The organism is Bradyrhizobium sp. 215_C5_N1_1 (genome assembly GCF_052075935.1).
Lineage (GTDB): Bacteria > Pseudomonadota > Alphaproteobacteria > Rhizobiales > Xanthobacteraceae > Bradyrhizobium > Bradyrhizobium barranii.
Genome location: NZ_CP197228.1, coordinates 549658 through 569926 on the forward strand (window position 1 = coordinate 549658; position 20269 = coordinate 569926).

At 63.7% G+C, this 20269-nt stretch carries 22 protein-coding genes and 1 pseudogene; 7 read left to right on the top strand and 16 right to left on the bottom strand.

The window, feature by feature from the left end; all coding sequences use genetic code 11:
* Positions 1-123 precede the first annotated feature (123 nt).
* The 3 genes from AB7G19_RS02580 to AB7G19_RS02590 all read right to left on the bottom strand — a co-directional run bounded on the left by AB7G19_RS02580 (position 124) and on the right by AB7G19_RS02590 (position 4150).
* Positions 124-1311, bottom strand: a complete 1188-nt coding sequence (locus AB7G19_RS02580) for a pyridoxal-phosphate-dependent aminotransferase family protein (protein WP_063980480.1) — start codon at positions 1309-1311, stop codon at positions 124-126.
* Positions 1312-1475: 164 nt separating this feature from the next.
* Positions 1476-2201, bottom strand: coding sequence for a thermonuclease family protein (locus AB7G19_RS02585; protein WP_063980481.1), 726 nt, complete (start codon positions 2199-2201; stop codon positions 1476-1478).
* Between the two features lie 218 nt (positions 2202-2419).
* Positions 2420-4150: a hypothetical protein gene (locus AB7G19_RS02590; protein ID WP_063980482.1), complete on the bottom strand. Its 1731-nt coding sequence runs from the start codon at positions 4148-4150 to the stop codon at positions 2420-2422.
* Between the two features lie 421 nt (positions 4151-4571).
* Here AB7G19_RS02590 and AB7G19_RS02595 point away from each other — a divergent pair, with 421 nt between their 5' ends.
* The gene (locus AB7G19_RS02595; protein WP_063980483.1) at positions 4572-5423 is read left to right on the top strand and encodes a caspase family protein; all 852 of its coding nucleotides are present in this window, start codon (positions 4572-4574) and stop codon (positions 5421-5423) included.
* A 260-nt stretch (positions 5424-5683) separates the two neighbouring features.
* Here the strand turns inward: AB7G19_RS02595 and AB7G19_RS02600 are convergent, their stop codons facing one another.
* From AB7G19_RS02600 to AB7G19_RS02615, 4 genes are all read right to left on the bottom strand, one after another.
* Positions 5684-6571 carry an efflux RND transporter periplasmic adaptor subunit gene (locus AB7G19_RS02600; RefSeq protein ID WP_063980484.1) on the bottom strand — a complete coding sequence of 296 codons (888 nt, stop codon included), beginning with the start codon at positions 6569-6571 and terminating at the stop codon, positions 5684-5686.
* Between the two features lie 347 nt (positions 6572-6918).
* The gene (locus AB7G19_RS02605; protein WP_063980485.1) at positions 6919-8034 is read right to left on the bottom strand and encodes a lactonase family protein; all 1116 of its coding nucleotides are present in this window, start codon (positions 8032-8034) and stop codon (positions 6919-6921) included.
* A 123-nt stretch (positions 8035-8157) separates the two neighbouring features.
* The gene (locus AB7G19_RS02610; protein ID WP_175627410.1) at positions 8158-8295 is read right to left on the bottom strand and encodes a hypothetical protein; all 138 of its coding nucleotides are present in this window, start codon (positions 8293-8295) and stop codon (positions 8158-8160) included.
* An 83-nt stretch (positions 8296-8378) separates the two neighbouring features.
* Entirely contained in the window at positions 8379-8639 is a 261-nt protein-coding gene (locus tag AB7G19_RS02615) for a hypothetical protein (RefSeq protein ID WP_187387868.1), read from the bottom strand.
* Between the two features lie 62 nt (positions 8640-8701).
* Between AB7G19_RS02615 and AB7G19_RS02620 the strand changes: the two genes are divergently transcribed.
* Positions 8702-8824 carry a hypothetical protein gene (locus tag AB7G19_RS02620; protein WP_256376446.1) on the top strand — a complete coding sequence of 41 codons (123 nt, stop codon included), beginning with the start codon at positions 8702-8704 and terminating at the stop codon, positions 8822-8824.
* A gap of 30 nt (positions 8825-8854) precedes the next feature.
* Here AB7G19_RS02620 and AB7G19_RS02625 read toward each other — a convergent pair whose 3' ends face one another.
* Positions 8855-9151, bottom strand: a complete 297-nt coding sequence (locus tag AB7G19_RS02625) for a transcriptional regulator (RefSeq protein WP_084794926.1) — start codon at positions 9149-9151, stop codon at positions 8855-8857.
* On the opposite strand from AB7G19_RS02625, the gene AB7G19_RS02630 reads away from it, so the two are divergent.
* Both AB7G19_RS02630 and rpsU read left to right on the top strand, forming a co-directional pair.
* Positions 9111-9437: a hypothetical protein gene (locus tag AB7G19_RS02630; RefSeq protein WP_187387869.1), complete on the top strand. Its 327-nt coding sequence runs from the start codon at positions 9111-9113 to the stop codon at positions 9435-9437. The genes AB7G19_RS02625 and AB7G19_RS02630 overlap by 41 nt on opposite strands.
* 186 nt (positions 9438-9623) lie before the next feature.
* On the top strand, positions 9624-9905 hold the full coding sequence (rpsU, locus tag AB7G19_RS02635; protein ID WP_063980487.1) for a 30S ribosomal protein S21: 282 nt from the start codon (positions 9624-9626) through the stop codon (positions 9903-9905).
* On the opposite strand, the gene AB7G19_RS02640 is transcribed toward rpsU, so the two are convergent.
* The 3 genes from AB7G19_RS02640 to AB7G19_RS02650 all read right to left on the bottom strand — a co-directional run bounded on the left by AB7G19_RS02640 (position 9895) and on the right by AB7G19_RS02650 (position 10844).
* Positions 9895-10173 (bottom strand): DUF1488 domain-containing protein, encoded by a 279-nt coding sequence (locus tag AB7G19_RS02640; RefSeq protein WP_028149308.1) that lies wholly within the window; start codon positions 10171-10173, stop codon positions 9895-9897. The two genes, rpsU and AB7G19_RS02640, sit on opposite strands and share 11 nt — an antisense overlap.
* A gap of 115 nt (positions 10174-10288) precedes the next feature.
* Positions 10289-10585, bottom strand: a complete 297-nt coding sequence (locus tag AB7G19_RS02645) for a hypothetical protein (protein WP_028149307.1) — start codon at positions 10583-10585, stop codon at positions 10289-10291.
* Entirely contained in the window at positions 10578-10844 is a 267-nt protein-coding gene (locus AB7G19_RS02650; RefSeq protein WP_063986001.1) for a hypothetical protein, read from the bottom strand. The genes AB7G19_RS02645 and AB7G19_RS02650 overlap by 8 nt, the downstream gene beginning before the upstream one ends.
* A 370-nt stretch (positions 10845-11214) precedes the next feature.
* On the opposite strand from AB7G19_RS02650, the gene AB7G19_RS02655 reads away from it, so the two are divergent.
* Complete coding sequence (locus tag AB7G19_RS02655) at positions 11215-11538, top strand: hypothetical protein (RefSeq protein WP_049807642.1); 324 nt, start codon at positions 11215-11217, stop codon at positions 11536-11538.
* Between the two features lie 35 nt (positions 11539-11573).
* Here AB7G19_RS02655 and AB7G19_RS02660 read toward each other — a convergent pair.
* A pseudogene (locus AB7G19_RS02660) lies at positions 11574-11915 on the bottom strand (EAL domain-containing protein); the annotation flags it as partial.
* Positions 11916-12257: 342 nt separating this feature from the next.
* On the opposite strand from AB7G19_RS02660, the gene AB7G19_RS02665 reads away from it, so the two are divergent.
* Complete coding sequence (locus tag AB7G19_RS02665) at positions 12258-12773, top strand: Spy/CpxP family protein refolding chaperone (protein ID WP_354095960.1); 516 nt, start codon at positions 12258-12260, stop codon at positions 12771-12773.
* A gap of 218 nt (positions 12774-12991) precedes the next feature.
* Here the strand turns inward: AB7G19_RS02665 and AB7G19_RS02670 are convergent, their stop codons facing one another.
* Positions 12992-13261: a hypothetical protein gene (locus AB7G19_RS02670; RefSeq protein WP_283017917.1), complete on the bottom strand. Its 270-nt coding sequence runs from the start codon at positions 13259-13261 to the stop codon at positions 12992-12994.
* A gap of 176 nt (positions 13262-13437) precedes the next feature.
* Between AB7G19_RS02670 and AB7G19_RS02675 the strand changes: the two genes are divergently transcribed.
* Positions 13438-13737: a hypothetical protein gene (locus tag AB7G19_RS02675; protein ID WP_354095961.1), complete on the top strand. Its 300-nt coding sequence runs from the start codon at positions 13438-13440 to the stop codon at positions 13735-13737.
* 2251 nt (positions 13738-15988) lie between these two features.
* Here AB7G19_RS02675 and AB7G19_RS02680 read toward each other — a convergent pair.
* From AB7G19_RS02680 to AB7G19_RS02690, 3 genes are all read right to left on the bottom strand, one after another.
* On the bottom strand, positions 15989-16381 hold the full coding sequence (locus AB7G19_RS02680; RefSeq protein WP_283017920.1) for a hypothetical protein: 393 nt from the start codon (positions 16379-16381) through the stop codon (positions 15989-15991).
* Between the two features lie 282 nt (positions 16382-16663).
* Positions 16664-19327 (bottom strand): bifunctional diguanylate cyclase/phosphodiesterase, encoded by a 2664-nt coding sequence (locus AB7G19_RS02685; RefSeq protein WP_441267688.1) that lies wholly within the window; start codon positions 19325-19327, stop codon positions 16664-16666.
* 158 nt (positions 19328-19485) lie between these two features.
* Positions 19486-20181 carry a hypothetical protein gene (locus AB7G19_RS02690; protein WP_231143775.1) on the bottom strand — a complete coding sequence of 232 codons (696 nt, stop codon included), beginning with the start codon at positions 20179-20181 and terminating at the stop codon, positions 19486-19488.
* Positions 20182-20269 lie beyond the last annotated feature (88 nt).

A 20269-nucleotide genomic window follows, 5' to 3' on the forward strand; every position in this document is an offset into this window, starting at 1 on the left:
GTTCGCCGAGACAACCCCTCATCCGGCGCCATAGCCGAAGCTTCGCTTCGGCGTTCCTAAGAACGGCGGCCGAAGGCCGCCTACGCCACCTTCTCCCACAAGGGGAGAAGGAAGAAAGCGCGTCTAGACCGCCACCTGCTCGCCGAGATACGCGACCGCGGCTTCCAGCCCGCCCTTGCCGTGCGGGATCTTCAGCGCATTCAGCCCGATCTCGACCACCCCCAACGTGCCGAGCAGCATCGGCGCATTAACGTGGCCCATATGGGCGATGCGGAAGGCTTGTCCGGAGAGATCGCCGATGCCGGTGCCGAGCACGACGCCGCACTTGTCTTTGCAATAGCGCTGCAGCAGCGCCGGATCGTGGCCATTGCTCATGGTCACCGTGGTCACGGTGTTGGAGCGCTCGCTCGCCTCCGCGACGTTGAAGCCGAGCACCTGGCCTTCCGACCAGGCGGAGACGGCGCGGCGCGCGGCTTCGCCGAGCAGGCTGTGGCGGCGGAACGCGTTTTCGAGCCCTTCCTCGTGCAGCAGGTCGATCGCCTTGCGCAGCGCGAACAACAGATGCACCGGCGCGGTGCCGGCATATTTGCGATAATTCTCGCTGCCCTCGCGCTCGCTCCAGCTCCAATAGGGCGTCGACATGTTGGCCTTCTTCTGCACCTCGAGTGCGCGCGCGTTCGCCGCGACGAAGCCGAGGCCGGGCGGCGTCATCAGGCCCTTCTGCGAGCCGGACATCGCGACGTCGATGCCCCATTTGTCCATTTCGAACGGCATGCAGCCGAGCGAGGCGACAGTGTCCACCATGTACAGCGCGGGATGGCCGCTGGCCTTGATCGCCTTGCCGATCGCCTCGATGTCGTTCTGCACGCCCGATGCCGTGTCGACCTGGACGACGACGACGGCCTTGATGGTGTGCTCCTTGTCGCGGCGCAGGCGCTCTTCGACCTCGTGCGGCCGCACCGCGCGGCGCCAGTCGCCCTTGAGCACCTCGACCTCGGCGCCCATCAGGGCGGCGGCGTTGCCCCAGCCGATCGCGAAGCGCCCGCTCTCCAGCACCAGCACCTTGTCGCCGCGCGACAGCACGTTGCTCAGCGCGGCTTCCCAGGCGCCATGGCCGTTGGCGATGTAGATGTAGGACTTGCCCTTGGTCGCGAACAGCTTCGAGATGTCTGCGAGAAGTGTATCGGTCAGCTCGTGCATCTCTTTGGAGTAGATGTCGATCGCCGGACGATGCATCGCCTGCAGCACCTCGTCGGGCATCGTGGTGGGCCCGGGGATGGCCAGAAATTCCCGGCCCGCGCGAACGGTCATTGCTGTTGGTCCTTGTTGCTTGAGAACAGGCTGGTGGGTCGCTGACTCACGTTCTACGCGCCGTGGAAGCCCAAGAAAAGCACGCAAAACGCAGGTCTGGGGTGGTTTTTGTTTCGAGCATGGTCTTGTCGGAAAACCGCCTCACACTTTTCAGGACCATGCACTCATCTCTTGGTCTCGCGGCAGCCGGCGGCTTCGGCCTCTTCCACCGAGCAGAACCAGCGGGTGCCCTTGCTGATCTTCATCTTGATCTGGGTGTACCAGCGGCTGGTCGGCTGGTGATAGATGCACTCGCCGGCGGTGTTGACGTTGCCCTTGATGGTGCAGTCCGGCGAGGGCGCGACCGGCCCGGAGGCCGAGGCGAGCAGCACCGCATGCGCGCCCTCGGGCGGCTTGGTGGCGCCCAGGATCGTGGTTTTCTTGTTGCGGACGCGCCAGTCCCACGGCGCGATGAAGGCGCCCTGCCACATGCCGGCTTTGGCCTCGCGCGCGGCGGCCTCATCGGGTTCGTAGTCGTGAGAGACGCGGGTGTAGGCGAGTGCCCAGCCGCTGCGCACCAGCCATTTCTGGATGTCCTCGCCGCCGACCTCGCAGCGCGCCACGGTGCGGCCGCGCCGGTCGATCGCGCGGGCGTGGCAGACCCAGCTCTTGCCTTCGGTGTATTTGGCGAGCTCGTCGCGCGCCGCGATGCCGCAGGTCCAGCGTTCGGTTTTTGTATTGAGGCAGAGCTGGTCGACCGCGGGCGCGTCGATGCCGCCAAGCCGGACCCGCGTGTTCCCGATCAGGACGGAATCGCCGGAGCGGACCTTTGCGGTGCCGGTGATGTCGGCGGCCTGGGCCAGCGAGGGGATGGCGAGCAAAGACAGCGCAATCAGGAATTTTCGCAACATGCCGGTCCGCGTGTGAGGAAAATCTCGATAGACGTCGCAATTGTGGTCGGCTTTTGGCCGCCCGGCCAGCGCCTGCCCAACGATTGAGCTTTCAACTTCCCGTCATTGCACGACGGTCTCGTAGGGTGGGCAAAACGAAGCGTGCCCACCATGTCCAGCGCGGTGGCGGATGGTGGGCACGGCGCGCGAAGAGCGCGCCTTTGCCCACCCTACGAGACCTACCCCCGCCCCGCCATCGCCCGCTTCGCCACGGCCAGCCCCATCAGCACGAAGGCCGACGTCACCTCGGGACCACCGACCAGAATCCGCGTCGGCGTCTTCATCTTGTTCCATTCATAGGCGCGGAACGGGCCGCGGCGACCGCCTTCGCCGAGGCTCGCGACGATCACGTTCAGCGCCGGCGCGAAGGCGCGCGGGTCGGCGCCGAGATGGCCGAGCGCGATCAGCGCCAGCGCCGCGTCGAACACGTTCATCTCCGCGGCCATCAGCTCGCCCTTGACGTAGGAGAGCACGCGATGGCGGATGAAATCGAAATCGCCGTCGGGGTCGATCGCGGCCTGTGCTGCCAGCGGCAGTGCGAGGAAGGCCGCATAGCAGCGGCCGAAATAGGCGCTGTAGAGCTCGGGCAGATAATAGATGTGCGAGCGCGGATTGGCGAAGGCGCCGTTGGCGGCGAGCCGCTTCTGGAAGCCGATGATGCGATGCACGGTCGCCAGCCGCGCCGGCGTCTCCAAAATCTTCCAGCGCGCGAGGTTGCGAAAGCTGACCTCGAGAATGTCGAGATTGAGCGTCGGATCGAGATCGTTGCCGTAGGGCCGCTCGCCTTTGAGGTTATCGATCCAGGTCGCGACGCCGCCCTCGTAGTCGATGTTGTCGTTGAGCGGCACGGTCACGCGCGGTTCGTTGACGCCGGCGAGCACCTGATAGCCCGAATAGAAGTCCAGCAGCGGCTGGTCGATGATCGGATCGGTGCAGCCGGCTTGCGTCGCTGCCGAGATCGAGCACGCCGTGGTGTCGCAATCCGGCACGTAGACGCCGAAGCCGAGGTCCTGCTTGATCTGGGCGAAGAAGCGGGAGAAGCGCGGATGCGGCGCCGGCGCGAGCGCGGTGATGACGTTGAAGCGTGTGCCGTCGATACCCTCGACCTCTTCGCGGCTGATGTTGACGCAGAAATCGACCATGTCGGCGATCGCACGCTCGGCTGCAATCTTGTCGGCCGGCGAAGCGAGCCCGGTCTCGACATAGCTCAGCAGCGCCTCGATGAAGAACGCGTCGTAATAGGCCGAGCGGTGTCGGATCTGCACCGGCTCCCACATCGGCTCGGCAATGCCGCTCCAGGGCGGATTGACGACAGCTGCTGCCTGTGAACGCGCGATGAAGACGCGGGCGAGGTTGAACAGCAGCGAGGAGTTCTTGTAGCCGCGCGCGTTCAGCCCCGTCAGCGCCATGGTCAGCTCGCGCCCGCGGACATCGGGGTCGCCGATCAGGTTGAAGGCGGCATAGGTCGGCAGGAAGCCGTTCTTGCGGTACGAGCCGAGCAGATGCTGCGCGCAGTCGCGGATCACGCCGTCGATCTGCGCTTGTTGCGGCGCTAGGCCCGTGAATATCGCCGGCGGCGGCTTTGGATGGTCGAGCGCGATGCTGTCGACGAGATCGGCGACGGGCTGGCCGATCGCCGCCCAGTCGGGCTCGGCGTCGTCGCGTGCCCGCACCAGTGCCGTGCGAAGCCGGGTCAGCTTCGCCTCGTCGCGCAACTCGGGCAGCCCGGCGCGACCGAGCAGGATCCGCAATGCGGGATTGCCGAGCGCGGTCTTGTAGAACTTGGCCAGATGCGGATCGCCGCTGGCTGGGCCCGACAATACGGGATCGCAGACGTCATAAAGCGACGGGCCGTCTTTTCGCGCCGTCAGCGCCCGGCAGGCAGCGCCGGCAAAATAATGAAAGCTCATGAAATACCTGGTCGCGGGGTCTTGGCCAGGGGCCGGCCGGCACGCTCCCATCTGCGCGCCACCCCCTGCAAGTCTTTGAAAAAGCTACCCGGATTCGCGGGAAATTCAAATGTGATGGCGGTCACGGAAAAATCCGGCACGGGAGCTGCATGATTAAGGCCGTTACAAGGGGCTCGCGACGAAAAGACGTGCAAATTCTGCTCGGAGGATTAACCAATATCTTCAGTCACTTAGCTCAAATTTTGGGCGATCTATTGCCGGGGAGGAGATATCCGGTTAAGGCTTTGTTTGGTGCGGCGCCGCAAATTGCGCGCAGTTCGGGGGCACATCCCCGGCCAATCCCTCAAACCTGAAGCCACCATCGCGCTACTCAAACATTGTGCGCGCGCTTGGCTGGTCTTTGGCACAGGAACGAACCGAGATGAATGTAAGGCAGCTCGAGCTTTCCAGACGCACGATCGCGGTGGCCGCAGCCCTCATCGGCACGGTGTCGCTCGTGATCGGCGCCCATGCTGCCCTCAACATGCGCGCGATCGATGCCGCCAAGGCCGTGGCGACCGACGAGGTCACCGGCTCGATCGGCCAGTCGTCCCGCCTCGCCCTCGTCATCGGCAATGGACATTATCCCGACGCCAGCGCGCCGCTGACGCAGTCGATCAACGACGCCCGCGCGCTGTCCTCGTCGCTCCGTAAGAACGGCTTTGACGTCGATATGGTGGAAGACGCGACCAAGGACGACATGGTCCGCGCCGTCAACCGCCTGAAGTCCCGGATCAAGCGCGACACCGTCGTCATGCTGTTCTTCGGCGGCTACGGCGTGCAGGCCGGCCGCGAGAGCTACATGCTGCCGGTCGATGCGGTGATCTGGAAGGAAAGCGACGTCCGCCGCCAGGGCGTGTCCATCGACGGCGTGCTCGACATGATGAAGGAGCAGGGCGCCAAGGCCAAGCTCGTCGTCGTCGACGCCTCCCGCCGTAACCCCTACGAGCGCCGCTTCCGCTCCTACAGCCATGGTCTTGCACCGATCAGCGCGACGGACAACGCGTTGATCCTTTCCTCGGCTTCGCCCGGCAAGGTCGTCGACGACGGCAAGGGCGAGTACAGCGTGCTGGTCGGCGAGTTCCTCACCAACCTCAATGCGCAGGGCAGCGCCGAAAGCGTCTTCAACAAGACCCGCGTCGCCATCTCCCGCGCCTCCGAAGGCGACCAGGTCCCGACCATCTCCTCCTCGCTGCTCGAGGACGTCCATTTCGGCGAAGCAGCCGGCGGCTAGCCGCAAATTGTAGGGTGGGCAAAAGCGCAAAGCGCCGTGCCCACCATCTTTTCGAGATTTCAATAGAAGACGTGGGCACGCTTCCGCCTTCGCTCGCCGAGCTACGGCGGACAAGTCGCTTTGCCCACCCTACGGTCTGCGTGTGTAACGCACCACTGCCCCCACATCGTCATTGCGAGCGAAGCGAAGCAATCCAGGGTCTCTCCGCGGAAAGATTCTGGATTGCTTCGCTTCGCTCGCAATGACGGTTGAGGCGAGCCCTACTTCGCGGCTTCCGTGGCCATCACCGGGCGCACCGGATCGCCTTCGCGCAGGATCGCGCCGGCGCGGGCGACGACGATATCGCCTTCGTTGAGGCCGTCGCGAACCTCGATATTGCCGCCCGACATCAGCCCGATCTCAACCCGCTTGGTCTCGACGCGGTTGCGGCGGATCACCTGCACCACGGTGCCGGCGGTGGAATACTGCACCGAGGTCAGCGGCACCGCGACGTTGCAGCTCTGCCCGGTCTTGATCAGCGCGCGCCCGCTCGCGTTCAGCAGCAGCCGCTTCTGCGAGGAGATGCCGATATAGACCATTCCCTGCTGGATGTTCGGCTCGACGGTCGGTCCGATGCGGCGCACCTTGCCGTCGAGATCGCCCGCGCCGGCAATGCGCACCGTCGCCTGCTGGCCGACCGCGAGCTTCCGAATATCGGTGGTCGCGACCAGGCCGACCAGATCATATTCGCTGCGCGCCACGATCGTGAACAGCGCCTCGCCCTTGGCCGAGGCGAGGTTGCCGATCTGCGCGGTCGACGTCGCGATCACGCCCGCCACGGGGGCGGTGACCTGAAGCGTGCCGCCTTCGGGCAGCGCCAGCCGCGCCAGCACCTGGCCGGCCGTGGTGGTGTCGCCGGCTTCCGCCAGCACGTCCGTGACCTTCAGGCCGGGACGTTCCGGCCGCACGGAGGTCTCCTCGCGCGCGATGATCGTGCCGGTGGCCTCGACGATGTCGGAGAAGCAGGATTTTGCGACCTTCAGCACTGTGACCGCGGGCCCCTTGGGCGCGTCGTCATCGGCGGCGCGCGCGGGCTGGGCGGACAGCAGAACCAGTCCGGCGAGAGCAACGAGTTTTTTAGGAAAGGAACGCGCAGGCAATGAACGCATCGGTCATTCCGGTTGGGGCCTTGACGGCCTCATCGTTAGCAGAAGCAACCGCGGCGGACCATGGGCCGGCCGGATGAGAATGCCGCAGCGCAGGCGGCGCGATGCCGCTTGTTGGATTAGTCGTGGCAAGGACGAAGAGGTTCGCCGTCTCTTACCCTCCCCTGGAGGGGGAGGGTCGATCGCGCGCAGCGCGAGCGGGGTGGGGTGATCTCTCCACTCGGGCAGTGTGCGAGGCGGAGAGGCCGTCACCCCACCCCGCTACGCATTTCGCTTCGCTCAATGCCTAGCGACCCACGAGCGAGCTACGCTCGTCTCGGACCCCTCCAGGGGAGGGTAGGAAAGTAGCCTCACTGCAGCGTCAAGAACTCCACCCAGTTCGGCTTCTTGCCGGTGGGATAGGATTTCAGCTTGGCGAGCGCGCCGCTGCTCTGGTCGATCGCATAGACCGTCATGCTGTCGGAGAGCTCGCCGACTGCGGCGAGGTAACGCCCCGACGGATCGATGTGGAAGCCGCGCGGCTGCTTCTCCGTCGGCACGCTGCCGATCGTGGTCAGCTTGCCGCTTGTTGCGTCGACCTTGTAGCCGGCGAGCGTGTTGGTGGTGCGCTCGGAGGCGTAGAGGAAGCGGCCGTCCGGGGTGATGTGGATGTCCGCGGCCCAGGGCTTGCCAGTAAAGCCTTCCGGCAGCGCGGTGGTGCGCTGGATCTCGTCCCATGCGCCGCTCTTGGCCTCATAGCTGAACGCCGCGACGTCGCCGTTCAGCTCATGGACGAGATAGACGAACTTGCCGTTGGGATGAAACACGAAGTGCCGCGGTCCCGATTTCTCCGGCACCTTGGTCACCGGCGGATCGCTCGGCGCCAGCGTGCCCGCGACTGCATCGAACGCGAAGGTCAGCACCTGATCCGAACCGAGATTGGTCGCGAACACGAAGCGGTTGTCGGGCGAGGGCAGGAAGGCGTGCGCATTCAGCCCGGTCGGAATCACCTGCTTCGGCTCGCCGGCGACGCCGTTCGGGCTGAGCGGATTCAGCGCGACCCTGTTGCCGCCATAGGAGGCGCTGAACAGGAATTTGCCAGTGCTGTCGACGGCGATGTTCGCCATGCTGTCGGCAAGCGGACCATTGCCGAGAGGGCTGAGCTGGCCCGTCTTGGGATCGATCGCAAAGCTCACCGCGAGGAATGGTTGCGAGCGCACGCCGGCAATCAGCACGCGGTGGTCGGGTGTGATCGCGAGCGGTGTCGACGAGCCGGGCTTGTCGACGCCGGTGAAGGCGGCGGTCTGCACCGGTGTCATCTCGCCGCTCTCGGCCAGCTTGAACACGCTGATGTCGTTGCTGTCGGCGTTGCCGACATAGGCGAAGGTCTCGGCCATGCCGGGGCGGACTCCAGAAACGAGGGTGAGGAAGGCGAGGGTGGTGGCGATCGCAGCGCGTGGCGCGATGCGGCGTGTCGGTCTCGGCATGGGGCTCCTCCTTACAGCGTTACGGCCTTGTCGTTTTGTCCGGAGGATAGCGGGAGCCGTGCCGCCTTACCAAGTTCCGGTTGAAGATCGATCGATGCCGAAATTGTATCGGTCGCGCGGTGGCTACCGCACTGCGGCCGTCTGGCTGCGGGAGGGCAGATGCGGGCCGGACGCAGTGTTGGGTGCCCCGAGCAGGCCCCACACGGCCACCGCCAGCAGCGCGCAGGTCAAAATGGTCCAGGCGACCAATCGTTTCCGCATCAAGCCAAGTCCATCCGTTGTTTGAAACCCCGGGGCCCGCACATGATCGTGCACTGCAAACGGCGACGATCCTATGAACTCGTTCACAGGCACAACATCGCATCGGCATTGCGAACCAATGCCGCGGGAGTGCATTGACCCATATGCCGCGTGAAAATGACCTCGAAGGCAAGCCCGACATGGGCGGCAAGCATGGCGGCCAGAAAGGCCAGCCCAAGCCGCCGCCGCGCCCGCGCGAGGGTCCGCACGATGAGGACGTCGTGGCAAAGCGCCACACCGGCCAAACCGATCGCACGCTGCCGCCGACCAAACAAAAATAGCGCTGTATTTCGCGCCGGGAACATCAGCCTCGCCTTGCCGTTATGCTGATCCCGCAAGCGGACGAGGTCGAACCGGAGGCTGGCACGTGTTTTGGATCTATTGGAACACCGCTTGGTCGCTCATCATCAGCGGCATCATGTTCACCACCATCGTCACCCATCCCGACGCCGAGTTCGCCGAGATCCGGGCGGCAAAGCAGGCGAAGTGAGCCCGCGCGCCTGAGGCCCGATCTCCGGGGCTATGAACCGTTCGCGGGTAGCGATGGCTGCTCCGTCGGCGGCGTTGAAGACGGCTTTCGCGCCGCTCTGCTCGAGCGCTTCTTGACCGCGGGTGCCGGCAACGCCGCTTGAAGGGCTGCGTCAGCCGCTTGCTTGGCTTCGCGCGCCTCTCGAAGCCGCGCCATGTTCTTGCGAATCTCGATGGACTGCCTTTCGACGTCTGCCAGTGCAAGTGCTCCCTCTTCGGCGGCGAGGCGCCTGCGATTGGAGCGCGCGATGCTTTCGGGTGACAGCTCGGCGGATTTCCTGGCGCTCATGCTTCACTCCGTTGTGCAACCGGCAAAACCCGCTCGATCCGGGGATCGAACGGGCTGGCGCGCGACAATCGCGCGAACGCTTTCAACTCGGTCGATGTCTTTGGAAAAGGTGCCCGCGGGCGCATTCAACGAGGCACAGCGGCTGATCGAACGCCCCCGATATATGTCTCGTTCGATTTTCTGCAAGGACGGCAAGGCCGATTTGGCTCAGCCAGGCAGCTCCGGCGCCTCGATCGAGAGGCTTCACGCGATCCGGCCGACGTGCAGCCAAGGCTTTATCGATTGACAGGGCTGCACTGGAGTGGTCACGTGCCAGCGCGAAGTTGCATCGCTGTGACAAGCGCATCGACTTGTCCGAAGCTGGCGACGAATGTCGCAGCGCTATCCTCAAAATTCGCAATGAAGCTCCTGCGCAATTGGCTGCCATGCAGGGCGTGTCGCATTTGCAGCCCCAAGCGAGGAGGAGGATCGATTGCAGGTACTCGTCAGAGACAACAATATCGAGCAGGCACTCCGTGTTCTCAAGAAGAAGATGCAACGCGAGGGCGTCTTCCGCGAAATGAAACAGCGGCGTTCCTACGAAAAGCCCTCGGAGAGAAAGACTCGCGAGAAGTCCGAGGCCGTTCGACGCGCCCGCAAGCTCGCGCGGAAGCAGGCAATCCGCGAAGGATTGCTGCCCGCGCCGCCGAAGAAGAAGCCTTTTGAGCGCAAGCCGCCCCTGCCGGATGTCAAGGCTCGGGTCCCTATAGCCTGAAGTCGATGCCTCGCAGCACGATGCCGGGCGGCGTGCCTTCGAACTCCGTCGCGCGATATTTGCTCGCCGCGCGTGCTTCGATGCGATCCCGCAGGCGAGTGAACTGGGCCTCACGTTGCTCGGGCCTGACCTGCGGGCTGGGCTCGAGGTAGTCCATCGCCGAGGTCGAGATTGCGCAAGGAATCTCCCTGGCACCGTCATGCATCGAGAACCGGACGATCATCCGATCGTATTCGTGGCCGATAAAGCGGCCGCTGGTCAATGTCATGGCTTACTCCGTCACCTGATTGCTGCTTGGCACGATGCCCCTCAAATCATCGCCGCCGATTCCCGGCTGGCCGGAACGTGGCGCACGTCGAGACTGCAGGCGGCCGTCGTTTGTCTCAGTCATCACCCGACAGCCGGACGAAATCGTCCAACAGCGCCGCCACCAGCGCGCGGTGGCGTGTGTCCTCGGCGGGCAGGCTCGCAGCATAGAGGTTGAGCAGATGGCGCGCCTTCACCGCCGCTTCCGGCCAGGACGTGGCGGGCACCGTCATCATACGGTTCTCGAGATCGGCCTCGCGCTCGCGCAGTTCCCTGACATTTGCCTCGACCTCCGCCAGCGCGCGGCGCAGGTCGGTCGCCTTCTGCGCGGCCATGCCCCGGTGCTTGTCGAGATCGACGGTGCGGTCAGTCATTCGCCACGCTCGCGTCTGCGGCCTGCGCGTTCGCAAGATCAACCGAGCCGATCGACAGCATCTCCAAGGTTCCGCGGGGGCCTTCGGCGGGCACGGTGATCATCGTGGCAACGCGGCGATAGGCCGCGAAGGTCAGGCCCTCGATCGCCTCCTCGTCAGTGACGACCTCATAGGCGCCGGCCGGCAACATGCGCTCGACGCCGCGGATGCGGAACGGATGCCTGAAGGTGACGGTTTCACGCCGCGAGCGGATGGTCATGCACGCCTGCCTTTCGCAAGTGAAGCCCCAACCGGTGCCGGCCGTCACGACCATGCGCGCTCGCCGCGGCAATAGCCAGTACTATCGTCGCCGGGCCGGCAAGCGACGATGTCACAGCAGCCATTGTTTCCGCAGCATTTTAACCCTCGCTATTGGCTCGGTGCGGGCGTAGGGTCGCTGCCATCACCGCACGTCTCAACGGCTTCGACCGGTGACTGAGGGGCACGTGTGCTCCCGCCGAAGGCTTCGCAGGAGCGTTCGATGGCGTGCGTTCGCTTCGCGGATCGGATCGTGCCGCCGGTGATGGTTCCGCGGTTTCTTCTGCTTCTCGTCGGCGCGGCCGCCATCTTCAATGGCTAGGGCAACAATTGTGCCGTATCTGGTCAGCGGGACCAACGAATACGGCAGCTCCAATCTCGGTCGCGGCAAGGCGACGTTCGCGCTGCGCCTCGCTCGAAAACTGCTGCGCGAAGGCTACATGGACGTCAGGGTCTGCACCCCTCGTGGACGGCTGCTGCAATCGGATGAGCTCGACGAGCTCGAACCAACGGAGAGCGACATGGCAAAGGGTCAGCAACGCGGTAATCGCGAAACCAAGAAGCCGAAGAAGGAAAAATCCAAGGTGATCGCGGCGGCGCCGAGCCGCAAGGAAGCCGCCTGGCAACCGGATTTCGGACCGGCGAAGAAGAAGTAGCGAGGCGTCGGCGAGGGATGGGGTGACTGGCCGCGCTAAGCCGCCACCGCCTGCGCCGACAACAGCTGCCTCAGCTTCGCCGCCGGCACGGCGGGGCTGAACAGCCAGCCCTGCATCTGGCTGCATCCGAGCTGCCGCAGCACCTCGCGCTGGGCTTCGGTCTCGACGCCTTCGGCCGTCGTCGCCATGTGGCGGGCGGCCGCCATGTGCACCACCGCCTGCACGATCGGAGAGGAATCCTCGGACCGGCCGATGTCGCTGATGAAGCTGCGGTCGATCTTGATCTTGTCGAACGGGAAGCGGTGCAGATAGCTCAGCGACGAATAGCCGGTGCCGAAATCGTCGAGCGCGATGCGCACGCCGAGCTCGCGGAATCGACATGATCACCCTGCGCTTCAACTACGGCTTCGGCTGCTACACGACGCCGATCACGGCGCGCTATTAGTTCAATCTCGGTCCCCAGCAACCTGGCCCCGGGGAAGCCGCCCGGGGCGGTCTATTTGTTGCTGGTCTGACGAACGCCGCGTCGCGCTGTGCTGCGATCAAGGGTTGACGTCCGCTCGTCAGAATGGCGGCGCAAGAACGGACATGTCGCAGGTCTCGCTCGGCCCGCGCGCCACAATTCTTTCTCCAATTCCCTTGATTTGAATCAATGCGGCATCGCGCTGCCGACCATTGTCTGCGCGGTGCCTGGGGGCCGCTCACCTTGGAGGTTCCCGATGATGAAAGCAGTAGTGATCGGAACAGCTGCGCTCCTTCTTGCCGCACCGTCGATTGCCAACGCGCAATCTCCGTCCCCTGCGACGCCAGAACGGCTGAACACAGTGGACCGGAGTACACTGATGGACATGCGGATCGATCTGACCAAGGCCGCGTTGCAGCTTACACCTGACCAGGAAAAACTCTGGCCGCCTGTCGAGAGCGCCATTCGTGCCAGGGCGGAAGATCGGAAGGCCCGTGTTGCAAAAATCTCGGAAACAGTGGGTAGACGGGCCGACCAAAATGCCGTCGAAACCATGCGCAATCGTGACCCCATCGCCTTCTTGCAACGACGCTCGGAGGCATTGGCTCAACGATCAGCCGATTTGGATAAACTCGCCGAGGCGTGGCAGCCACTCTACAAGACCCTCAGTCCCGAACAGAGGCAGCGCATGGGAGCCCTCGCGGTCCTTGTCCTTCACGATATGAGTGATGTCGTGGAACGACGTCGTGCGCAGGCCGAGGACGAGGACTGAAGCAGGGTGTTGATTCATACCGGCCGCGTGATGGTCTGAACCTGCGCGGCAAACTAACTTTAAGCCTGGGCGATGTCCCCTTTGGTAGGGCCGACATCCCCAGGCAGCATGCGCGACCAACGACCGCCGCTGCGATTCCGTTTCCCAAGATCACAAGGTGACTAGGGCCGCAACCAGCCACCTGTTGGGGACCGCGACATCGAAGCTGAGGTCCAGACTCAACGACACACGTAGGAACCATTCACCAGTACGCGCACACAGGCTGTACCGGCGGCCGCCGCGCCGACCGCAGCCCCCCCTACGACTGCCCGTCGCGTCTGTCTGCGCGCAACGCCTGCGACGCTCATCGGCGTCGCCGGTCGTCCGACCCTGGCTTCTGCGCCTTGTACAAGCGACAGGCCGTCGCTCTCCGACCAATTAATCGTGCCAAATCCACACGCCAGCCCGATTGCTACGAATGCGAGCTGCATTCCGCCAATCCGCTTCATCATGAGCCTCCTTGTGGTCAGTGTGTACCTTGCCTGTCGATACTTCCCCGATGGCGAACGCGTCGCTTGATCCACGTCAATGGCGAGGAGCTATCTTGGACGAGGTTGCTATTCGGAACTTTGGCAAAAGCTGCATAGTGCACGATACAATCCCGAGCCTTCGTGCTCTCGGAGCTATGCTGCGCTATCGACGCAGCGAAGCCTTCTCCGAGGCGGGTGCGTTCTCGACAGAAGGCGGAGAAACGGCGCATGCCGCCCGAGATTTGAGAGCGCCTGCCATGCTCGAAGGTCTGATCTATCTAGTCATCAACGTCGTTGTCGTCGGTCTCGTGATCTGGCTATTGCGCTTCCTGATCGAGTTGAACCCCCTTGGCGGGCCGTTGCGACGAGTCGCAAACGTCGCGGTGGTGGTGATGGGTGTCCTGATAATCGTCATGTTGCTCATGAACTTCGTGGGCAAGCATCTCATGGCTTAACGCTCGCATGGCCTTCGGCTCTGCCGGTGCGATACATCGTCTTAATGGCTTTCCCCGGCAGAATGCTGTGCGAGCCGTTTGCGCGCCTAGTCGGGACAGGCGGCATTAGTGGGGCCTCCTTCCTGATCGTCAGCCAGCCAGGACTGGATGCGGGACGCCGGAATGAGTTGCTTGGGAGAATGCGGATTGATGGTGCCAGCCAACAGCACCAAGCCGTCCTCAAGCTTTGAGCGAGCGAACGCCTTGGCCTCGGCCTCGGTTGCAAACGTCCTCGTTTCATGGGGACTTCGCGGTTTCGGAAGCAGGCCACTTCTGCGAACTTCAAAGGTCACGTACCAAATTGCCGTCACCTCCTTTCTAATTACAGTGGAGTGACGATGCCGTCGCCATCTCAGCCCTTCGCGAGCCTCAAGGGCGGGCTCGAAGCCTGCAGATGCCAGGCATGACTGGCTTACAGCATCGCCTCTCCATCAAGACCGATCGTTGTTTTGAGAACAGCCTTGACGCCGTGCCGATCGTCCTCAGGCGGATGCAAACTGCTCTTCATCCAACCCATGACGATTGGGGACGTGAGCGGATCAAGAGAACACTCCTTTGACGAACGAGATCGCTGGTCCGCCGTGAGCCACGCGCGCACACTGGTGCGCGGACGCTCACCCCGCAGAGAACACAATTGTCGCCATCCCCGGACAAGCATGATTGACCTTGTACCGCTCTGGAGCGCTCCAAGCTGACCTACGGGTGCACACTTGCTCCTGAGGTCGGCCGCTGATTTGGAGCTTGAAATTGCCGCTCGCACCATTGTCCGAAAGGGAAGCAGCGGTAACAGGCGATGCCTGCGTAGCTTCGCAAGTGTTAGCTCTCCCGACGCGAAGCAGGCGCGGGGAAGTACGTTTTCTCGCGATTGAACTGCGCGAGGCCGATCAGATGCTAGCTCGATGGTGGTTCACTGGTACAGCGCGCAAACGCCTGCATTCCATCGTACGCATCTGCGGACGTCCCGGCGGGTCTGGCGGATTGTGGTTCTGGCTACGCACACGCCGTTGACCATCGTCCTACCCGGCCCGCAGCCGGCAGCGACTTGCGTGATGAGATCGTCCGACTGAATCGGCGCGCGTGGCATTGCCTGCGTCGATGACGCGATGGCCAACGCAAAACCTGCAACAGCAAATAGCCTGATCATCGTCACTCTCCTTTTGAAATCACGCAAAGCAAGGTTGGTGCCCTTCGAAGGCAACATCAATCCGCATGCAGGACCAGGAAGAGTTTTATCTGGAGGCGGCCGTTTGGACCGCCTCCTGGTCGCTGCGTGTTTCCTTGCTGGCCGACGTACATGGTTCCGTCGCCGCCCTTGATCAGTGTGCCGGGCGTGCAACAAATTCCGTTGCTTTGCGCACAATCACTTGTTAGCGCGACCCTTTAGATCAGGATGCCATAACGTCGCTGATACCCTGACGGGCCGAAGTCCTTGTCCGCTTCACCGGCCTTCGTCTGTGTTTTACGGACAGCGGAACGGCAAGCCGTTGGCGCCTGTGACCAAAGTCCCCGATGTGCAGGCCATGCCGGCGGGCGTTATGTACCAGCCACTGCTGTCGCCGGCTGTGGACGCAGGATAGTAGGCATTAGCTCCCAAGGCTCCACCACCGTAGGAAGGCCCACCTCTGGCGGGACTCACGCCCGTAACTCCATAGTTGTCGACACCTGTGTCGTAAGGGCTGCCTCCCCATCCCCAGTTGGGGGATGTGGCCGCCACTGCAGCGGCTGTGCCTACGGCGGCCGCGCCGGCGACGCCGGCGCCGACCACCCCGGCACCATACCCGTACGCAGCCCGCCGATTTTGCCGGCGAGCAACACCTGCAACGCTCATTGGGGTCAGCGGTCGACCGACCCGTGCTTGGGCACTCTCCATCGACAAGGAGACGCCGTGTTGTTCAGACCAGCTAAACGAGAACAGTGCCGCGCATGCGACAGTTGAGCCCGCAATTGCAAGTTTTGTTAGAAGCATCTGTCTCATGAACTTGCTCCATTACTGGCTTGCCCCATGCTGAAAAGATGCTGCCTCACCGTCGGGTCGGCATTGCGCTAGATCAAAGTTGGACGAGGGAGCTTGCGAGCCTCGGATGAGGCAGAGACTCTGACGCTACCAACGACTTTTCTTCGATGGTGCGCGAGCCCGTGACGGCAAGAACGCACAGCGTTTTCGAATTGAAAGAGGCGGCGCTCGCGCCGCCTCTCGTTGCAGTCCGCGTGCTTACTGGCAGACGTACATGATTCCGTCACCGCCCTTGATCAATGTGCCGGGCGTGCAACCAATGCCGTTGAGCCTCGCATAGCTATCCCAACCGTCGTAGCAGGTATAGGAAGCACGGCCAAAGACTCCAACCGTCGTGCCGTACCCGGTCCCGCCGCCGGCCCCACACCAGGGGCCGCCAGCATAGTAGGTTCGCACTGCGTACCAGGGCAGACCGGTTTGATCGGGTATGTAGTGACTGTAGGGATACGGGCTGACATAGAGTCGCCTCGCCTGGGCACTCTCAACTGAGAGCGAAATCCCGCGCTGCTCAGACCAGTCAACGGTGAACAGTGCTGCAAAGGCGATAGTCGAAGTTGCAATTGCAAAAGTTCTGAAAGCTGTCTGCTTCATCGTTTTGCTCCTATACTGTCGTCCCCTTTGCATAAGAAGCCTGTCGGTTGACGCCGACATGACGAGGATCAATTTGGTCTGCCTCGTGACTGAACCTTAAATTGCGTCTTGAAGGATTTGTGCACGCAATCGTGCGCAAGGGGCAGCCGAGAGATGTTGATGCGCCGCGCTCTCTGGTGTGTTTGCTCGGTGTTACGTCGAGGCTGAGGTGGGTTGGCGGATCGCTTCAGGCACGACAGGGTTTGTTGCGAAATCGTGCCGCACCCGAACAATATCGCCGATCTAAGCCGCCACCGCCTGCGCCGACAACAGCTGCCTCAGCTTCGCCGCCGGCACGGCGGGGCTGAACAGCCAGCCCTGCATCTGGCTGCATCCGAGCTGCCGCAGCACCTCGCGCTGGGCTTCGGTCTCGACGCCTTCGGCCGTCGTCGCCATGTGGCGGGCGGCCGCCATGTGCACCACCGCCTGCACGATCGGAGAGGAATCCTCGGACTGGCCGATGTCGCTGATGAAGCTGCGGTCGATCTTGATCTTGTCGAACGGGAAGCGGTGCAGATAGCTCAGCGACGAATAGCTGGTGCCGAAATCGTCGAGCGCGATGCGTACGCCGAGCTCGCGCAGTTGCTGGAGGATCGTCAGCGCCTCCTCGTCGTCGCGGATGAGCACGGTCTCGGTGACCTCGAGCTCGAGCCGTCCGGGCGCAAGTCCTGACTCCGCGAGCGCGGCTGCAACCTTGAGCGCCAGCGTCCTGGCGCGGAACTGCACTGGCGAGACGTTGACCGCGATGTGGATATCGCCGGGCCAGCTCGCGGCCTCGGTGCAGGCCTGCTTCAGCACCCATTCGCCGATCTCGCCGATCAGTCCGGTCTCTTCCGCGACCGGAATGAAATCGACGGGCGAGATCATGCCGCGCTCGGGATGGCGCCAGCGCAGCAGCGCCTCGCAGCCGTTGACCACATTGGCCGCGAGATCGACCAGCGGCTGGTAATGCACCTCGAACTCGCCGCGGGCGAGGGCCTGGCGCAGGTCGAGCTCGAGCTGGCGGCGCAGCCGCGCCTTGGCGTCGTATTCGGGCACGAAGAGGCGGAAGGTGCGGCGGCCCTCGGACTTCGCGGCATACATCGCGAGATCGGCGCGCTTGAGCAGATCGTCGAGATTGTCGCCGTGATCGGGCGCGATCGCGATGCCGATGCTGGCATCGGTCGGGATCTCCTGGCCCTTGCAGTCCACGGGCGTACGCAGCGCTTTCAGGATATTTTCCGCCAGCGCCGTCAGCTCGGTCCGGTCGCTGGTGCCGGCCTTGACGATGGCGAATTCGTCACCGCCCAGGCGCGCAACGAGGTCGTTGCCGCTGACGCAGGCGCGCAGGCGGTTGGCGACCTGGCGGAGCAGCTCGTCGCCGACCTCGTGGCCGAGCGAATCGTTAACGCCCTTGAATTCGTCGACGTCGATGTAGAGGATCGCGAACGGCTGGCCCTGGGCAAGCTCCGCGATGCGGCGCTCCAGATGGCCGCGCATCAGCACGCGGTTGGGCAAGTCGGTCAGCGCGTCGTAATGCGCCATATGCGCGATGCGCTCGTCGGCGCGGATGCGTTCGGTGACGTCGTCGTGGGTCGCGAGCCAGCCGCCGGCGGCGCCGGGCTGGTTCTTGATCTCGATCAGGCGGCCGTCCGCGGTCTCGACGACGGCGCTCTGGGTTCGCCCGGTATTGCTCAGAATGTCGTCGCAATAGGACGCGACGTCACCGTGGAACGATCCGGTGTCATAGCGATGCTGGATCACGTCGCGGAAATAGGCACCGGGCTTCACCACGTCGGCCGACAGTCCGTACATCTCGATGTAGCGCCGGTTGCAGACGATCAGGCGCTCGTCCTGGTCGAACATCAACAGGCCTTGCGTCATGGTGTTCATCGCGGTGTCGAGCTGCTGCTTCTCCGCGGCGAGCCTGCGCGTCATCTGGCGGAAGATCAGGAACAGCGTGAGCACGAGCAGGCCGATCGACAGCACGGCGACGGCGACGAAGAATTTTGTCTGCGTCCGCCAGGTGGCCAGCGTCGCGTCCAGCGATTTGGTCGCGACCACGACCAGCGGCTCACCGGTCAGGAGGCGCGCGGCGACGATGCGGTCCTTGCCGTCGATCGGGCTGGCGAGCTGCGTCGTGACGAAGGTGCGCTCGAACACCGCCATCTGCTCGCGCGTGCCGTTGCGAAAATTCTGTCCGATCATCGTGTCGACATGCGGAACGCGCGCGAGCAGCTGGCCATTCTGGTGGTGCATCGCGATCGAGGATTCCTCGCCGAGCCCGGCCGAGGCGAAGAAGGATTCGAGCTGCTCCGGCGAAATGGCCCGCGACACCATGCCGAGGAATTCGCCGTGGGGACCGGAGACACGCCGCGCGAACACGATCGCAGCTCCGTTGCCGAGCCGGCCGGGCACGACCTCGATCTCTTCCTGCGAGGCCGGATCGTTCCTGAGGCGATTGAAGTAGCCGCGGTCGGCGACCGAAATATCGGCGACCGGCCAGCGCCGCGACGAGTTGATCAGCACGCCGTTGGAATCGAACACGTTGGCGCCGGCGACGTCGGACCAGCCGCTGGCCTTTGCGCGCAGCACCTCGTGCATGGCCAGCGTGGCCATCTCGCTGCGGAAGAGATCGGCGGATGCGATGCCGTGACTTTCAAGCTCGGCGATGACGCTCTTCTGGAGCACCGCAAAGTCGGCGAATTCGCGGTCGAAATGCCGGGCGAGCATGCGCACGGAGTTTTCCAGGCTGTCGCGGCCGCTCTCGATTGCATTTTGCCGGAAACGATCGACGGTGAGCGCGGTGCCGATGGCCATCGCGACCATCAGCACGAAGCCGCCGGCGATCAGCCACGTCAGCGGCGCGCCCTGCCAACGGCGGAGCAACGCGCGCATGCGCGTGGTCCATCGGATTGATGTGCCCATCCAGCCCTCCCGTGGGATGCAAGATGCAGCAAAACCGACAAGAGCCCGTTACCAGTAAGGGTTAGGAAAACATGAATCGGAACGGAATCAGAGGGTTGATTTCCCTCGATCGGCGGGAGCTCCGCTGGCTGGATTTACGGTGACGCGATTCCGGGGGATCACCGGCGGATTTCCCACCTCAAGGCTTCCGCATTCTTCTTGGCGAACGTCTCGGGCACGTCGAACTTTCCGGTCTCGAGATCATAGCGGCAATGCCAGCCGCCCAGTCCCTTCATGGCGACGTTCTTGGGATGATTGTCATATTCGCCCGACAGCGAGATCACGAGGTAGCGGTTGTTGGGCCAGTCCATGCCGAGCGAGCGATAGGCCTCTTCCGTACCCTCCATGAGATTGGCCGAGATGTGGAAGTCGAGCTTGGCGAACCTCTTCGTCTCCGGCCGGCCGTAGAAATAGGCCCAGGCGAGATCGCTGAGCGGCTTCTTCGTCGCGCTCGCGAAGGCGCCCTTCTCGACATGGTAGAGATAGAGGTCCTGCTCGCCCGAGCCGGTCTTCTGCATCCGCACCAGCCATTGCGAGTCGCCGGTGAAGCGGAAGCCGGCCCCGTAGCCCTGCTCGGGCTTCAGCTCCGTCATCTGCTCGCCGCGGCGAGCCCAGACCTGCCATTTGACGTCCCAATCCCCGCCGTCCTTCATGTACTGCTCGATCCTGGTGGCGCCATCGGGCGAGGTGAAGGCGAGGCCGGCATTGTTGGTGAGGATGTAGTCCGGCGGCGGGCCGGATGCGGCGAGCGCCGGAGAGGCGGCCAGTGTCAAGACAAGCGCCAGCCATGGTGCAGGACGGCAAAATGCGGTCACGGAAAAAAATCCTCAAGAAATGACCGCGATGCGGCCTCGGTGATTTGACGCCGTCGGTGCCCCGCCGGTTCATGCCGGGCGTGCCGGA

Coding starts and splice junctions, on each gene's coding strand:
- AB7G19_RS02580 (WP_063980480.1), bottom strand. CDS start 1,311: ATGACCGTTCGCGCGGGCCGGGAATTTCTGGCCATCCCCGGGCCCACC.
- AB7G19_RS02585 (WP_063980481.1), bottom strand. CDS start 2,201: ATGTTGCGAAAATTCCTGATTGCGCTGTCTTTGCTCGCCATCCCCTCG.
- AB7G19_RS02590 (WP_063980482.1), bottom strand. CDS start 4,150: ATGAGCTTTCATTATTTTGCCGGCGCTGCCTGCCGGGCGCTGACGGCG.
- AB7G19_RS02595 (WP_063980483.1), top strand. CDS start 4,572: ATGAATGTAAGGCAGCTCGAGCTTTCCAGACGCACGATCGCGGTGGCC.
- AB7G19_RS02600 (WP_063980484.1), bottom strand. CDS start 6,571: ATGCGTTCATTGCCTGCGCGTTCCTTTCCTAAAAAACTCGTTGCTCTC.
- AB7G19_RS02605 (WP_063980485.1), bottom strand. CDS start 8,034: ATGCCGAGACCGACACGCCGCATCGCGCCACGCGCTGCGATCGCCACC.
- AB7G19_RS02610 (WP_175627410.1), bottom strand. CDS start 8,295: ATGCGGAAACGATTGGTCGCCTGGACCATTTTGACCTGCGCGCTGCTG.
- AB7G19_RS02615 (WP_187387868.1), bottom strand. CDS start 8,639: ATGTTCCCGGCGCGAAATACAGCGCTATTTTTGTTTGGTCGGCGGCAG.
- AB7G19_RS02630 (WP_187387869.1), top strand. CDS start 9,111: ATGCTTTCGGGTGACAGCTCGGCGGATTTCCTGGCGCTCATGCTTCAC.
- AB7G19_RS02625 (WP_084794926.1), bottom strand. CDS start 9,151: ATGAGCGCCAGGAAATCCGCCGAGCTGTCACCCGAAAGCATCGCGCGC.
- AB7G19_RS02640 (WP_028149308.1), bottom strand. CDS start 10,173: ATGACATTGACCAGCGGCCGCTTTATCGGCCACGAATACGATCGGATG.
- AB7G19_RS02645 (WP_028149307.1), bottom strand. CDS start 10,585: ATGACTGACCGCACCGTCGATCTCGACAAGCACCGGGGCATGGCCGCG.
- AB7G19_RS02650 (WP_063986001.1), bottom strand. CDS start 10,844: ATGACCATCCGCTCGCGGCGTGAAACCGTCACCTTCAGGCATCCGTTC.
- AB7G19_RS02665 (WP_354095960.1), top strand. CDS start 12,258: ATGATGAAAGCAGTAGTGATCGGAACAGCTGCGCTCCTTCTTGCCGCA.
- AB7G19_RS02670 (WP_283017917.1), bottom strand. CDS start 13,261: ATGAAGCGGATTGGCGGAATGCAGCTCGCATTCGTAGCAATCGGGCTG.
- AB7G19_RS02675 (WP_354095961.1), top strand. CDS start 13,438: ATGCTGCGCTATCGACGCAGCGAAGCCTTCTCCGAGGCGGGTGCGTTC.
- AB7G19_RS02680 (WP_283017920.1), bottom strand. CDS start 16,381: ATGAAGCAGACAGCTTTCAGAACTTTTGCAATTGCAACTTCGACTATC.
- AB7G19_RS02685 (WP_441267688.1), bottom strand. CDS start 19,327: ATGGGCACATCAATCCGATGGACCACGCGCATGCGCGCGTTGCTCCGC.